The organism is Thermogemmatispora sp. (assembly GCF_019683635.1).
GTDB lineage: Bacteria > Chloroflexota > Ktedonobacteria > Ktedonobacterales > Ktedonobacteraceae > Thermogemmatispora.
The window spans coordinates 1-15,599 of record NZ_JADGIA010000121.1 but is presented as its reverse complement, the minus strand read 5'-3'; the positions used below and the strand labels follow the sequence as shown (position 1 = coordinate 15,599).

Here is a 15,599-nt window from a genome sequence, read left to right as displayed (position 1 = left end):
GGGAAGAGGCCGCCATGTCAACCCCCGGCAGAGAGCCAGAGGGGGCCGCCTTCCTCCCCTGGATGAATCCAGGGGTCCCCGGCGGCACACCTTTATGGATCGAGTTGACCACTACTGCCAAATGCCAGAGTCCCTACGAACGTAGCCGTTGGAGGTTCCACCAGCGTGGCTGATGGAGAAGCGACCAGCACCGAGCAGAGGAGTGCGAAGAGCACCAGGGTGATCATGCCAACAAGCGCGAGCAGCGCCAGTTTTGTACGAAGGCCCAGGCCGGGCAGACGTCGCTTCTGCGTCTGCCCGGGAGCTGAAGGCGGCGGCAGGATCGTTTCCGGCAGCGGTGTCTCCCCCGAGAGAAGCCAGCTGGCATCCGCTGGGTCGAGAACACCTGGCATGTGACCAGACACTGGTTCCTGATTCTGAAAAGACGGGGATTGCCCGGAACTGATTGCTCCAGCGTCTGAGTCGGAGGCGACAGGAGACGAGGCCCTGGTCAACCTGACGCCAGACGTGCTCTGGCTTTGCGATGCTCCATCTGGTAAAATGGCCCTCGACCGCAGCGCAGCGTCAGTCCTCAGTACCAGTTCCAGCGAAGGGAAGAGCTGCATTCCATACTGATAAGCAAGGGGAGCCAGCGCCTCCAAGCGGCTGTCCGGTACAACGATCCCGACAATGGGTGGTGCCGAGACTTCAGCAAGACGCGCGAAATGCTCATTACAGCTCAGGGCGGGACCATGCTCGGGGAGTGCGAGGATCATCGGCTGTGATTGCTGGGCGATTCCCGCTCGGATGATCTCGAAGGAATCCTCCGGTTCAACCTGGAGCAGAGTCAATGCTCTTGGCGCAATCATGGTCGCCAGATGTACCAGGTCCTGCTGTGCGCTCTCTGTCAACAGCGCGTGCACATCATCTATCTGCATATGTACTGCTCTCTTTCTTCTACTGCACACCTCTCAAGAAAGTCACCAAGCAGATCGAACGATGCTCTCCTCATCGCTGCACGGGGGCAGGGCGTGCATCGGCAGATATCTGTTCGCACGTCTTGCAGCAAGCTCTAACAATCTGCTCCAGCAGGAGAGTACGATCTCTTGCGGGCGCATCACGTACAAAGAAATGATCTCCTGGAAATTGCTGGAGCCGAAACGTGCTGTACGTATGCGCTTGCCAGGCTACCAGTTCGGGGAGGCCCACGAACACATCCTGTTCCCCACCACAGACCGTGATCGGGCAATCGAGTGCAACGTCCGGGACATAGGCATAGGTTGCTTCCAGCAGCGCGTCGGCCCGCAGCTTGGGGAGGATAACCGGCAGGAGACGTGCATCGGCCAGAACATATTCAGGAGTTCCACCCAGAGCGCGCACGTGCTCGATGACCTCTTCATCGGAGAAGTGCTCCATCCCCTCAAGTGGGTGGGGGCCTGGAAGATGCGGTGCGCGACAGGCAGCAACACAGAGCGCCACTGGTGACAACTGATGCCGCGTAGAGAGCGCTCGCGCCAGTTCAAAGGCGATCAGCCCTCCGAGGCTTGCTCCAAAGAAGGCAAATGGCCGATCCAGCCAGGGAGCGAGCGGAGAAGCAGCCAGAGTTGGCGGGACAAGCGTGTTAATGAGCATGGGCATATCGAAACAGGATAGGGTGCTCAATGATCTCCTCCGGACTGAGGCGAATCTGGAGTCGTTCCTCTATCGCGCACAGCAGGGCCGCGAGAGTTTGTGCGTCCCTGCCGCTCTCAAAGAAATGCGAGGTTCCTTTGATGCACACCGCCGGTCGATCCAGGACCTGAGCGAAGAGCTGCATGAGTATCCGCTCGACAAGGACCTGCAACGAGGGGTTCTGTTGAGCTGAGAACAGCCGATCAGTGGTCCACTCAGCGGGTCCTCTCAGGGCCTGATTGGCGTCGGGCGGGAGATGGAGCGAAACCGATGGCCCCAAGGCATGGAACCTGAGAACGCCAACCTGGGGAACCACCAGTTCAGTCTTCCCATGAGCTGCATCGTTACCGGAACCAGCCACAAGCGAATGACTGTGGCATCCAGCAGAATGGCCGCGGTGTTGAGATGCTGACCATGCACTCTCCTGCAGCAGCGAAGGGGGCGGGGGTGCAAGGCGACGCGTTGAGAAAGGGGAGCCGTTCGTGCCCGGCAGCCGGCGAGGAATGAGCCAGATCCCTTCGGCTGCCAGGGCACAGACGGGAGCCATCCCATAGATCAATCCCTGCAACAGGAACAGGACAATAGCCAGGACGCTGGCAGGCTGTAGGAGACTCATGCCGAGCGCCCCTCCCACCAAGACGGCTGAGAGCAGCGTCTCCTGAGCCGTGACCAGCAAGGCTCGTTGCCATCTCCGATGCTGGGGGCGGATCTTGGGAGTCCGCAAAAACACCCCTTTCTGGCGGAACAGAGCTGTCAGACAGGCCTGGCAGGTGACCCAGGAAAGCGCGTAGAAGAAGAGGAGCGCTCCGATCGCCTGACCAGGCTTACAGCCAGTTGCCTCTCGCAAGCCCCATACCGTTCGAATGCCCGTGGTCAGCAGCAGAAGCACTGGGATCAGCCAGATGGGAGGGAGCGGCAAGAGCATGTGATGCCCCATCAGTGTAGAAACACCGACAGCCCCCCCCAACAGGAGAGTCGAGCAGAATGTCAGAGCCTCGGTTAGGTATTGGAAGCCGATGCCCAGGTAACAGAGCCGCTGTGTCAGCGTCAAGTGATACCGTCCAGGGGAAGAGAGTCCCAGCAGGGGGCGCCAGTGCTTCTTGAGTAACTGCATGGTCCCAAACGCCCAGCGAAACCGCTGCTTCTTGAGCGCGTCGAATTCAAAGGGCATGAGTCCAGCTCCATAGGGACGGTGATCGTCGACGCCCTTCCAGCCCTTGCCAAGCAAGCGGATCGAGAGCTCGGCATCTTCTGTCACACAGGTCTCATCCCAGAGGCCCACCTCCTCCAGGCTACTGCGTCGCACGAGTCCCATCGTGCCCGTGCACATGATGCTATGGGGTTCACGCCGACTGGCCAGGTATGTGGCGAAGAAGGCAGCATACATATAGTTCAATCCATCAAAATAGGGATGGCCCTGCCAGGCTCGATAGTGTTGAGGCGTTTGGACAAAGGCCACGCTCGGATCGACAAAGTGCCGTACTGTCGCTCGCAGGAACTGGGGATGGGCCAGATCGTCAGCGTCAACGACCGCGATCAGTTCTCCCCACGCTGGCAGGCGCCTGGTCCCCTCATTGAGCGCGCCCGCTTTGAAACCTGGCCACTGCTCCAGATGGAGAAACTGGATGCGCTGGTGATAGCGTTGACAGAGACGCGCTATTGGTTTCCAGGTAGCTGGGTCAGGAGTATGGTTATCAATGACCTGGATCATCCACGGCCCGGGATACTGCTGCCGCAGCAGTTGCAGAATGACACGGGCCACCAGTTCGGGCGGCTCGTTATGGGTAGGGACCTGCACGCAGCAGCCCGGCCAGTGCGACGGTTCTGGCGCCGCGAGCATGCGATCGCGCTCAGGAAAATGACCTCTGCCAGGCACGTTGAGCAGATCAAAGATAGCAGGAGCGGTCGCCACCACAGAGAGCATCCGGGTTCCTCCCATCAGAGCGCCGAGCGCCCGGGAGATCCCTGACGATTGGAGCAAGGTTACCCCCAGCGGCAACAGACTGGCAACCGTCTGCAGCAAAAGGCAGGCCCCAGCGATGAGGGTCCAGGCGTTCCAGGCCCCTCTTCTTCCCCAGAGCCAGACCAGTACAGGCAGCAGCAGCACGGCACCCGGCAACCAGGGTTGATGAAACCACTCCGCGGCACTGCCGCCTGCTAAGGCGACCAGGGCCAGGAGAATGACCCCATTCGTCCGTGATTCCCGCACGAAGCGGGGCATCACGCCCAGCATGGTCACGAGGACAGCAAGGGTGGTAGCCAACAAGTACGGCTCGATCCAGGAAGGCATGGCTATCGGACTCCCCTGTATCTTGCTGCTGCAGGTGACCTGCCCACGGCTCCCTGGCTGATTCGCCCTGTAGGCAGGTTCCCACATCTCTTGCTGAGAGATGGGTCAATGAGGCAGCCTGACAGGCTGCCTCTGCAGGCCATTGTCAACAGCCCGCATGTCCAGCCTGGCCACGCTCCCCTATGCGGGTTGAACGATCGGGGGCAATGTCCCCCCAGGGGAATCCAGCACGTAATTGGAGACCAGCCAGCCTGTGCCCCCCATCGGCGCATTGGCTCCCTGGCTGGCAGGTGGTACACGCACGAGCAGTACTCCCATCCGATGGACACGCGGTTGCTGGCTGGTCGGGTCCTTCATCAGCCCCTGCTGGGACTGGCCTGTCTGGGGATCAGTCAGGGACTGCCACAGCGTAAACGTGACCTCTACCCACGCAAACTGCTGCTGCCCCTGGATGGCAAAGGCACGCAGGCGAGGCTGTGGATCGATGACCGCCTGAATCAGGCGTTCTCCCACCACAAGATCGTAGAGCTGATTCGTCGTCACCCGGACATCCTGCTGCCGAAACCGCTCACGAGCAGCGGGAGTGAGCAGAAACACTGCTGCTGTCAGCGTTCCTCCATGCTGGGCGCGAGTTCCGACAGCGCGATAATCCAGGCTCATCTCGCGATCCGTAAACGTGACAGCCGTCCGTTCAGCAAACAGCGCATCCCCCAGCGTCAGCCCCGCACCGGTCCACCCCGCGGGGAGGGAAACAGGTACCCAGTTGCCCAAGTCACTGGCACCTGTCGCGGTTGGCGAGAGCGCCTGAGGAGGGTGCCGGGACGGAGGAGCTGTAGCCACCGGTGACAAGGCACGACGGGTCCGAGGTGTGGCTCCAGGAGTAGAGCGCTGCTGCGCAACCGTTGTTGCCTGCGTCGCCGTTGAATGGGGCGAAACGGCTGGAGCCAGCAGAGCAAGCCCCAGAAAACCCACCGTCAGGACGACGACAACGCTGATCAGACCAGGCTTGAGCCACATCCGCCGGCGCGCACCTCCTGGCAATGGACTTCCTGGTAGAGAGGACGACGGCGTTCTTCCCGCCCCTGATGTCCCTGTCGGAGCTCTCTGCTCCGAGGCCAGGGCGGGCAGCGGTTCAGAGAGTTGAAACGGGAGTGGAAAGGCATCGTTCCAGCCTGCATGGTCCACCTCTGTCTCCAGATCGGGAGAAGCCCCCTCCTGGAGGACGAAGGAGGAGAACGGGTCATCAGAATCGCTCCCAGCAGCTGGCTCATGCCCATCACGGGTATCGATAGAGCGCGCGCTCGCAGCGGGGGTTGGCGACAGGGGTCGCTCCCTCTGGTGATCAGCCTGGAGCAACGGGCCGGAAGCCTGCGCTTCAGAAGTGCCAGGTGGTTCGCCTGTCATTGGAGGGTTCTCCTTTCTTGCTGACGTGCCTGACAGCAGAGGAGGGGCTTTCCAGTCTGCCCGTTAGAAGAGCCAAGGCAGACTCCTTACCGTGGTCAGCTTCCTCCTCCACAAGCGCAGCCTTCCCCTCCTCCGTCTCATCGATGAGCCTGGGCCGTGGAGGGCCAGCTGCACTCACGGAAGCAGTCTAGCGCACTGGGCCCCGAGGGCAACGGGAGCAGCCTGGGAATCTCCTGGGAGCCAGGCGGGAAGCGTCTGGGAGGAAGAAGGAAGAACAGGGCTGGGTGCATAGCCAGGAAGTCCAACAGGGAGTTGCTAGCCGAGCTGTGGCAGGAGACCAATCGGTCGGCGTCAGACCACCACTCTCGATTGGGGTTGGAGGTCAGACCCAGCACTGCGGCCAGTCAAGGGGCAACGCACCAGGCGTAGCCTCTATTCCCTGGCGGTTTCCGATGTGAGGTATGCAGCACTCGTCTGGCGTTGCAACCGCTCCAGTCCTTCACCAAGGTGAACAATACCATACCCAACGGCCAGGTCTTTGAGTCAGACCAAGACCTGCTGTTCTCGCATCAGCACGAGACGGTCGCCAGGCGGAAGAACAAGGGGACACCCTGCCTCAAGACTTGCACGCACTCCACGTTTCGAAATATTTCATAATCCTTTCTAGCACCTGATGCACAATTTCTAGGCATTTACTGTTTTTGGCGAGGAACCTTCCCCGGGCCACCTTGCTTGAAAACTGCGCGGCTTCAGTACGTATGTTCATTGGAATATCATCACTCAGGGCCTTTTCAAATCCCTGGTCAGCCTGTCTGGCCAGGGTGAACACCCCGAAAGATTCGAGTTGCTGACTCCAGCTCTGGAAAGCCTGGGGATCCTTTCCCACTCCCTCAGGAGGAGCAGGCAAGGTCCGACCAGCCACTTCCAGGATCTTACGTATCTGGGAAACCGGGTCCTTTGAGTTGTTCCAGAGCAAATCCCCATCGCCAAGGATAGCCCAGGGGATGAACAGCTGCTGGAGAAGGGCAACCCATAGCACAAAATTCGTCTTGCCGTCCACTGAGAGAACAAAAATGTCCCGGTTCAGCAGGTCTGGGTACCATACTGGCAAGGCCTCTCGCTCAGTTTCTCCTTCAACCAGTATCACGGCCTGGCTAAAAAGGAGCGCTTTGGCTGGGGGATTCTCATTGAGGAACCGGTTCAATTTAGGCTCTGGAAGCAGGCTGCCACTGAACGTCGAGCGAACTGTCCCTTTCGCTTCGCCTCCAACAGAGAAACGGCTCACACGAGTGAGCCTGTCATTCGGCACGAGGTAGGGGCTATGAGTGATCAAGAGCACCTGATTCGCTGGAAGAGAGAGATCATACTGTCCATGCTCTTCGTCCTGCTCCAGCAAGGCGAGAAAGCGAGCCTGAATTGAGGGATGCAGGTGCAAGGCTGGCTCGTCTAGCAGTAGTACTCGACCAGGCCCTTCTACAAGCATGGTAGCGAGCAACAGTGCCTCGACTTTGCCTGCTCCACTGAAGTGGAGAGGAAGATCCCCCCAGCGGTTGGGCACGACTATTTCCACCTCCTGGCCTGACGACGCAGACTGACTCACTCCTGAAACCAGCCGTACCTCGCATTTTTCACCTGTCAAATAGTTAAAAACATTCTGTATGTCTTGATATTGTTTTCTTTGATTTGGTAAGCCATTCTTCTTGCGAAACAGCAAAAGTGCCAGGTGTTCACTCGTGTTTACACTTGACAAGGGGCTATCTGTCGCTGCACCCAGCTGGGAATGGGCGGCAGGGAGGCGAAGTTCATCGAGCGCCAGGAAGGATTGCTGCGCCAGGCGTTGGAAAAGTAGATGCGCATTCGTCAACTGTCGTGAGTCGGCAGGTATCGCCAGCGATTTACGGAGCGCCCGATGAGTGGCAAGCTCTGAGGGGGGGACAATCGTTGAATAGTCCCTCACCTGAAGGAGAATGCCTTGATTAGCAGGGATCCAGGCAGGAACGTCAAAGGAATGGAGTTCAGGAAAGGATTCGCCCCCTCCTGTGCCGGAGAGCATCGTCAACAGCTCTTCCTGCTCTGCCGATTCGAGCTGAGTAACCCAGGCAGTAAACAACGACGCTACGGGCGTTGAGGTCGGCGAAGCTCCCCCGTAGAGAATCCCTCCCTGACTGAGATCAAGGCGGAAGGAGAGTGCTCCCTGGCGAGGCGCCTCATAGCGACAGCGCCATCCCCACTGTCCATCGTAGGTGAGCACAAGCCGTCCTCGATAGAACCAGGTCAGCCAATTGCGGGAAAGCTGTTGCTGAATCCAGGCATCGAATCGCTTGAGGCCAGCAGGAGTAGCAGAACGTTGCCGAGCCTTCAGAGCCTCATCGATAGACGACTGGTCACAGAGAACCGCTGCGAAGAAGCGCACACACCAATCCTGTTCTTGGACGGTATTGAGTTCAATCTCCAGGGTGATCTCGATCGTTTGCGCCTCAGCGCCTTGATACCCTGCATGTTCCCACCTTGTGGCAGCCTGAGATTGGTCCAGGGCCAGAGCACCTTGCACGCACTTGAGGGCACGAAAGACATTCGTCTTGCCAGCACCGTTCGAGCCTACAAGCACGTTCAGCCGAGGATCAAGATCCGGTCATGAGAAAGAGGCAAAAGAAAGAAAGTTTTTCACAGAAATCGCACGAATAATCATCGATTGTCCCTTCCTGAAGGGGATGCGATTGAGCTGCTTGCTGCTCTCAGGCAGAGAAATACTTCTATCTGTGCTCCGCGCTCACCGGTTCCTCTTGAGGGGAAGCAGTGAGATCGTACTCCCGCACGGGGGGCTATCTGGACGAAGAGTTCAAGAATATCCCTTTACTCCGTTGAAGTCTCTTCCGTGACATTTTCAGCTCGCATCACCATTCTTCATTATTATACATGAAATTTATCATGAAAAGCACGCAGATATCCAGATAGGTCTCCTATCATGGTGCAAGCCTCCAGGTGTCAGAGGATTGCCGAGCGTCCTCACCTAGTGGACTGCAACGGCAAGTCATGGCATCTACTCAGCAGACGCGGTTTATTTGACCAAGCAGACCACCCGTCCGTCTGGATCTCCCCTGTCCCTGGAGAGAGAAGATCTCGCTTCCGCAGGTACCTGATCTTCCTCTAGCATCACATGCAGGGTATCCCCAATGCCTTTTTCCAGTCGGTGACGGGGAACAGGACTCCTGGCCACCTGGCTTCCCCCATCACGCTGCACAGGCACGGTCATGCAGAGAGGTCGAAGAGAAGAGTGGTCAACGCCTGTCTCCACGAGAGTGAGGCACACCCCTCACGCACCAGTGTCTCCCTCTTCCTTGGGCTGCTCATGTACAGTATTGCTTGACTACCCGGATATAGATTGAAAAGGTATCAGCTCCTAACAACAGGCAGCGGGCATGGATAAAGATGGTCGTCGGGACGACCGAGAGTCCCTGGGGAGGATGCATCAAGGCCTGATTGTTCTCCTCACTAACCTCATTGTAGGCCTGATCCGCCGTCGTATTATCCTGGTAGACCCACAGGCCCATATTGCGAGGCTCACAAGGGCCGTTACAGTCGGAGGTGTCGCCAAATGTCACCGAGCTGGTCGCCGGGACCGAGACGGAGAAGGCACCGCCAGTCCATGCAGAGATCGTGATATCGTGTTGGATGAAGAAGGGATGAGCACCGGCGGCGATAAAGTCTCGCAGAATGTCCTCGGCTGTGTAGCTCAGGTCCGATGTCGGGGTAGGCAACGGGTTCGGCAGGATCGTTGCAGCAGCAGTGGTACTCGACGATGACGCCTCGCTGACAGCCGTGGAAGGGGCGGTGAACGTCCTCCCCAGACTTCGCCAGTACAGCGTTGCCGCCAGCGCCCCGGCACTGGCGGAGACGAGCACCAGACAGAACAGGAGAAGCAGAGTCATGAAACGCATTCTCGTGTGCCCCGAAGCAGGAGGTGGCGGAGGTAGTGGTGGAAGCTCCCATGTTTCATCATACGGATATGGACCGGCAACAGCTGTCGCTTCGGAGAGATCATTGCTCATGGGAGACTGGGCCGTTTCCTGGGGCAGCATCGTCGGATCATCCGCGGACATCGCTCACCTCGTTTTATGAGAGTACCCCAATTCATCAGTCTATACACAGAGATTACCAATGGAACATAGTTAAACACATTGCTCTTCCATTACGCCCGAACTTTTCATCAAGACTGATCTACATCTTTTATTAAGGAATTATAGGCATGGTAGGAATGGCTGTCAAGGATCGGGGAATAAGGAGGCTGGGCCGTCTCTTGCAGAGAGGGTGGAGAATGCCACTGCCAGCGGGCTGAGAGGGAGACTGTTGGCGCGAACAGCCTGTCTCTGCTTTTTTGAGCAGCGCCACGGCTTCAGCAGGTCGGAAGAAGCAGCTTTCTTATGGAGAGGGCCTCCCATTCGGCACGAGGAGTCAAACAAGACCTTTCCCTTTTTGTTGCAGCAGGGAAAACTCTTGAGTATACTTTCAAATAAGATCACTGCCTGGGATAGGGCCAGTGCTCTCGGAACAGACCGCATGGAACAGCAACGTGATGCATTACGCCGCCAGGTGCTGGCGGAAATCGAACGGCTCCAAGCCCTGGAAGCACAGAATCCCAAAGAGACGTACCGCTCCTGGCACGCCCAGGCGGTCCAGCGTGAATTAGCCAGGCAGCAGTACTGGATCAGGGCCACCTATCCGAAATATGAGCACTTCTTCGCCAATGGCAGCGATCTCTCTCCTCAGAGCATCCGTCCCATCCTTCTGGAAGTCGTGGAGGAATGGCAGGCTGACCTCTTTCGCCTGGCCCGTCTCACCTGGTCGCTCCCCTTTACGCGCGGGTATGGGCGGCGTCTGCGCTTCCTGATCATGGACGCTTCTAACGAGAAGCTCATCGGCATCCTGGCACTGCAATCGCCGCCGTTGGATTTTCCTGTACGAGATCGTCTCTTCGCCTATGCCCCTGGCCGCAAAGTGGAGCTGGTCAATCAGACGATGGACATCTTCACCCTCGGCGCTCTTCCTCCCTACAATCGTCTGCTTGGCGGCAAGTTGGTAGCTCTGGCAGCGGTTTCAGATGAGGTCCGCTTGGCCTACGAGCGCAAGTACACAGGACGCCTCACGCAACTGGAGCAACGCGCGTTGCCGGCGCGGCTGGTAGCCCTGACCACAACCAGTGCCTTTGGCCGGAGCAGCCTCTACAATCGTCTCTCCTATCGCGGTCAGGTCATTGCCTATTCCATTGGCTACACCGAAGGGTATGGCAGCTTCCACTTTGCTCCCCTGTATCCCACCTTGTGCGCTTTCCTGGAAGAGCAGGGACGCTATCACTCTGGTGGCTTCGGTACGGGGCCACGGATCACCTGGCAGAACGTGACGCGCGCTCTGGATGCGCTCGGCCTTCCAAGACAGTTGCTCAGGCATGGGATCAAGCGGGAAGCCTTCCTGTTTCCACTGATCAGCAACCTGCAGGCGTATTTTGAAGGCCAGGACTCGGAGCCGCACTACTATCAGCGCCCCTTTGCAGAACTCGCAGCCTGGTGGCGCGAGCGCTGGCTGCTTGGGCGGGCCGCTCGCGTGGACGGCTGGCACAGGTGGAACCGTCAAGAGATCCTGGCCATGCTGACGACGGTTGAGAGGAGTGCGAAGCATGGAACAGCCGATTCACCCATCTGAAAGAATGTTTCAGGATCTACCTGCAGCGCTTGTTGAAGAGGCACTGGCCCGGACGCACCAGGTGGGCCAGCAGGTCTCGGAAGCCCTCCAGCGTATCCGCTCGCAGCGCGAGACCTACCGGCAGCAGCTGCAAGAGCGCGGGCTGATCCAGCGTGATGGCGAGGTGCCCTATGCGCCGATTCCGACAACCTGCGGAGTGGATGGCGCCTATGCCATCGAACGCCTGCTGGCCACGGATCTGGTTGCCGCCGCTGCTGTGGCCGTTGAAGGGTTATCCCCCCCTTCAGAGCAGCGCTATTGGGAGCAGCCTCAGCATCAGGTCATCATTGAGGCAGAGCCTCACTCGGCTGAGAGCCAATTGCTGGTCCGGGCTTGTATGATGGCGATGGAACTCTCCCTGGCTGTGCGCGCGCCCCACGAGGTGGTGTTTCTGGATGGCTCCTTGACCACCCCGCTGATCTCCTTGAACGAGGCGCTCACTGCGCTTGCCCGTGGCCTCCCTCCTCTAGCACTGAGCAGCCATCTGCTGGGGCAGATTGAGCCTGCTCTTGACTGCTATCAGCAGATTCTGCGCTCCGAGCGCAGTGATAAGCACTGGGTGGCGGCCCCAAAGTATACGACCCGACGTGAGATCGGTCGCTTGCTCGATTGGCCAGTGGCCTATGACGATCGTGGCATGCTGACGACGATCCTCCTTCCAGGTGAGCTGACCCTTCCCCAACCCCTGCAACCGCCCGAGCAGAAGTGGCACTTGAATCTGCATGCGCTCCCATCGGCTCTCAAGGAGCATGCCCAGCGCCTTTATGAGGCAGTGATGGCGGCTCTCCAACAGATCTCCGTGGTTTACTATCGGCCCTTTGCCTGGCTGCCAGCGCTGCGTATCGAGGTGAGTACCTCGATTGCCAGCAGTCCTGAACGCCTGGCACTGGTGATCCAGGCCCTTCGCCATCAATGCGGGACGCCCTCGATTCTTGAGCCGTACCCACTCTATCTGGCCGATCGCATGGTCAAGTCGCTGGCGAGCGGCATTGCCGCTTTCCGCCAACTCACCAGCCAACAGATCGCTGAACAGTCCCAAGGCGAAATGCTCTCTGAGATCTTCTTGGCGCTTCATGGGTATCGTACAGATACAGGGAGATAGGACGATGCCACCTTCTCTGAAGAGACTCCTAGAGCTTTTAAGCCAGGCCGAGCGCATCGGGGTGATCGGCTCCCCTTCTTCCACGAGTCAGCTCTCGCTTGAGATTCTAGGCAGCGCGGCTACCAAAAAATTGGTCGGTGAACTGGCCTTCTTCCACTATCGGCAAGAGAATCGCGATCACTACGCCTTTGGCCAGATCACCGAGGTCAAGATGCGCAATATCTGGCATGAAGATCCAACGATGCGCAGTCTGATCCGCCAGCGTGGAAAGGTCGAGCCGATCAGCGAGCGCCAGGATACACATCAGGGGGAGATGACCATTAGCGCTGTTTTCGCCGATCGGGGCGAGCGCTACCAGGAAGCGATCATGGGCACTGTGCCCCCTACCGGGACCCCCATCTATATCGCCGATGATGCGATTCTGAAAGCGCTGCTGGCGCGTTATCAGCCGCTCCTGTTCTACTTGGGAACGGTCTACGGCTCAACACCGCGGCTGCCGCTCTGGTTTAAACACTTCGGTAGCAGCGAGGATGGGGCAGGAGAGGCCTATCACATTGGCATTTTCGGTAAGACAGGCTCTGGCAAGTCTGTGCTGGCCAAGATGATCATGCTGGCCTATGCTCGCCATCCTTCAATGGGCTTGATGATCTTCGATCCCCAGGGGGAGTTCTCAAGGGATATGCAATTGACTCAGGCCCCTACCCAGATGGGCCAGGTGCTCTGCCCTGCCGTGCTCCAGCCCCTGCAGCGCTTTCCTCGCGTCTATACGCTCCAGTCCATCCGTCTCGACACCTGGGAGACCTTCTTTGAACTCCTGACAGAAGCCGAGTTCTTCTCCCAGCTTGGTATTAAGTCCGCCAATTATCAGGAGGTCGCCAGGGAGCAATTGGAGACGTTCTTCGGACAGCGAGGGCCAGATGGAAAGCGGAAATACAGGCTTAAGCGCCTCAATGAAGAGGTACTCAAAGCAGCGCTCAAGTATCTGTCTGAGCAGATTGGTAACATCTACGCGCAAGAAGCTGGTATCAAGCGGGTGAAGGATACTATTCAGAGAACGCTGCGCGAGATCGACGCTGCGAAGGCCAACGACTTTCTCAGTCAGCCAACTCCTCTGCGGATCTGGAACCGCATCACCGCGCTCTTCCAGGCGACAGACCCCGGTCGACGCACGCCCACGCAGATCATTCAGGAAGGCCTCCGAGGAGGTTCCACCGGCAAACGCCCGCTGGTTGTAATCGACCTCTCCTCCCAGCGCCCCGAGGGTATCAGTCAGAGCGACTGGGATAACAAGATCAAACCCCTCATCCTGAATCGCTTCATCAGTGAGCTGATCAGAAACGCGGAGGAATACTACCAGCAAAACCACAGCTTAAACGCGCTTGTCCTCTTCGATGAGGCTCATCGCTTCATCCCTCACAACAAGCCTTCGGAAGAGCGGCTAGAACGCGTGAAACGTCGTATTGTCGACGCGGTGCGCACCACGCGCAAGTACGGACTGGGCTGGATGTTCCTCAGCCAGACCTTGTCGAGCCTTGACAGCGAGGTGGTGCAGCAGCTACGGGTTCTCTTCCTGGGCTTTGGCCTGAGCATGGGCACCGAGTACCAGCGTCTGCGCGAGATCGTTGGCGACAGAGAAAGCTTGCACCTGTACCAGCAGTTTCACGACCCCCAATCTGCCTTTGACCCGGCCTTGAGAGAATATGCTTTTATGACGCTTGGCCCGGTCTCTCCCCTCTCGTTCGCAGGGACGCCACTCTTCCTGCGGGCCTTTACGAACCTGACGGACTTCCTGCAGGCCAACAATCTCCAGATAGCGTCCCATGTCGAGAGCATATTCCCTCAAGAAGGTCTCTGGGCCACCATTGAAGGTCCAGAAGAGGCAGAGAAGGCAGCGGTTCACGAAGACGAAGCAGAGGAGGAAGAGGAAGATTAGCCTGTGGCCAGGCAGAGCTGCTTGTTCGCTTGTGCAGAGACTGATGAGCAGGGGAGATCGTGCTCTTCCAACGGGAAGGCCATCCCATTACAGTGATGGGACCCAGGGTAACGAAACTCCAGGCCCTGCACGTGGGCAGGCAAGGACAGAGCTATTCGATCAGCGGTCACAGCCGCGCTGACCGCGGCTTTGCTGGTCACTCGGCCTGGCCTATAGCGAGGTCGTCAGCTGCCACGAGGAAGTATCTGGCATGAGTCACATCTTTTCCTCTTGGTTAAGCTTTCATCGGAAAGCGGGTTTACCTGGTGAATATTGACGAGGAGCTACTCGTCCTGGGGTCCTCACTCGGCTGATCTCCATCTTTCTTCATCAAGAAGGGATTGCCGCCAGCGGTTGAGATCAAGCTTAGCATGCTGGTGTAGGCTTTTATGTGATCGACCATTCTGGCTCTTGATCCCTTGTTCTTGGCCTGCTTTCTGCTGGTGGGCAGCCAAGGGACTCAAGGGAGAACTGGTCAGGAGCCGGAGCGCTAGGGGCAGCACAGCCCTGCTCAGGAACGCCTCATCTTCACGCCTGATTACAGCATACTCAGCAGAGATTGCCCTGCTGTCACTGGGACAACGGCTCTCGGTGATCCCGTTACCCTCAATCAAGAGGGCCGTTTGTGAAGGAGGCAGATGCCCCTGTAACCCCTGCGTGAGATCGATCGGGTACGCTCTGCAACCAGGAGGGGCCAGGCGGTATAGCCATTCCATTGTCAAGCAATGGTCAAAAGCCAGCGATCTGTTACCAGTCGAGGGGGCCTGGCAGGTCTTGCTCACCCCTCCGGCCTCCAGGTCATACCCATCAGTCAGGCAGCTACCATAACAGTAGTGAATTGGTGGAAGAGCACTGCCTCGGCTGCTCTAGACAGAGAAGAGAACGGCCGTGCCCTTGCGAGTGCATTGCGCCCGCTTCGCTACCAGCCTGGGCCTGCTCATCGTCTTGTGGGGCTTCATGCTCCCAGCGTCCTGGTCGCAGCTGCTCGCCGAGTGCCGGCACCTGCTTACACCCGGTGGCTTCCTGCGCCTGACCGAGATGGAGGAGCCGCTGACGACCAGTCCCGCCTTCGAACGGCTCATGGCCCTGGGCTGTCAGGCGCTCAAGCGGGCGGGCCAGAGCCTCTCCCCCACCGGGCAGCATCTGGGGATTACGCCCGTGCTGCCCCGGCTGGTGCGGCAGGCCGGCCTGGTCGATGTGCGCCTGCGGGCCACCACCATCGAGTGGTCGATGGGCACCGAGCAGCACTATCCGGTCTTCAAGGACGCGCTCATCGGGCTGGAGCTGGTCCAGCCCTTCCTGGAACGCCAGGGGCTGGCCACGCGGGCGGAGTTGACGACCCTGTCTCAGCAGGCGGTGGCTGAGATGCAACAGGAGGACTGCTGCGCCCTCTGGACCTTGCTCACCGTCTGGGGGCACGCCCCGGAAGGGTAGCGATCGTGTTT

At 58.7% G+C, this 15,599-nt stretch carries 10 protein-coding genes; 4 read left to right on the top strand and 6 right to left on the bottom strand.

Annotation, left to right across the window (positions count from 1 at the left end; all coding sequences use genetic code 11):
• Positions 1-92 precede the first annotated feature (92 nt).
• The 6 genes from IRZ31_RS13735 to IRZ31_RS13710 form a co-directional block, all read right to left on the bottom strand.
• Positions 93-917, bottom strand: a complete 825-nt coding sequence (locus IRZ31_RS13735; RefSeq protein WP_297154578.1) for a hypothetical protein — start codon at positions 915-917, stop codon at positions 93-95.
• A gap of 70 nt (positions 918-987) precedes the next feature.
• Positions 988-1,641 (bottom strand): thioesterase domain-containing protein, encoded by a 654-nt coding sequence (locus tag IRZ31_RS13730; protein ID WP_297154575.1) that lies wholly within the window; start codon positions 1,639-1,641, stop codon positions 988-990.
• Entirely contained in the window at positions 1,601-3,940 is a 2,340-nt protein-coding gene (locus tag IRZ31_RS13725; RefSeq protein WP_297154572.1) for a glycosyltransferase, read from the bottom strand. Before IRZ31_RS13725 ends, IRZ31_RS13730 begins: the two co-directional genes overlap by 41 nt.
• Before the next feature lie 180 nt (positions 3,941-4,120).
• Positions 4,121-4,957 (bottom strand): hypothetical protein, encoded by an 837-nt coding sequence (locus IRZ31_RS13720; RefSeq protein ID WP_112425450.1) that lies wholly within the window; start codon positions 4,955-4,957, stop codon positions 4,121-4,123.
• A 1,003-nt stretch (positions 4,958-5,960) separates the two neighbouring features.
• Positions 5,961-7,895, bottom strand: a complete 1,935-nt coding sequence (locus IRZ31_RS13715; RefSeq protein WP_297154568.1) for a TOPRIM nucleotidyl transferase/hydrolase domain-containing protein — start codon at positions 7,893-7,895, stop codon at positions 5,961-5,963.
• A gap of 796 nt (positions 7,896-8,691) precedes the next feature.
• Positions 8,692-9,273, bottom strand: a complete 582-nt coding sequence (locus IRZ31_RS13710) for a hypothetical protein (RefSeq protein WP_146747052.1) — start codon at positions 9,271-9,273, stop codon at positions 8,692-8,694.
• Positions 9,274-9,901: 628 nt separating this feature from the next.
• On the opposite strand from IRZ31_RS13710, the gene IRZ31_RS13705 reads away from it, so the two are divergent.
• The 4 genes from IRZ31_RS13705 (at position 9,902) to IRZ31_RS13690 (ending at position 15,588) form a co-directional block, all read left to right on the top strand.
• Positions 9,902-11,041 carry a Druantia anti-phage system protein DruA gene (locus IRZ31_RS13705; RefSeq protein WP_112433913.1) on the top strand — a complete coding sequence of 380 codons (1,140 nt, stop codon included), beginning with the start codon at positions 9,902-9,904 and terminating at the stop codon, positions 11,039-11,041.
• Positions 11,016-12,182 carry a DNA double-strand break repair nuclease NurA gene (locus IRZ31_RS13700; protein WP_297154565.1) on the top strand — a complete coding sequence of 389 codons (1,167 nt, stop codon included), beginning with the start codon at positions 11,016-11,018 and terminating at the stop codon, positions 12,180-12,182. The genes IRZ31_RS13705 and IRZ31_RS13700 overlap by 26 nt, the downstream gene beginning before the upstream one ends.
• A gap of 4 nt (positions 12,183-12,186) precedes the next feature.
• Positions 12,187-14,115, top strand: a complete 1,929-nt coding sequence (locus tag IRZ31_RS13695) for a DUF87 domain-containing protein (RefSeq protein WP_112425444.1) — start codon at positions 12,187-12,189, stop codon at positions 14,113-14,115.
• Between the two features lie 927 nt (positions 14,116-15,042).
• Complete coding sequence (locus tag IRZ31_RS13690; RefSeq protein ID WP_297154561.1) at positions 15,043-15,588, top strand: hypothetical protein; 546 nt, start codon at positions 15,043-15,045, stop codon at positions 15,586-15,588.
• The last annotated feature ends 11 nt before the right edge of the window (positions 15,589-15,599 follow it).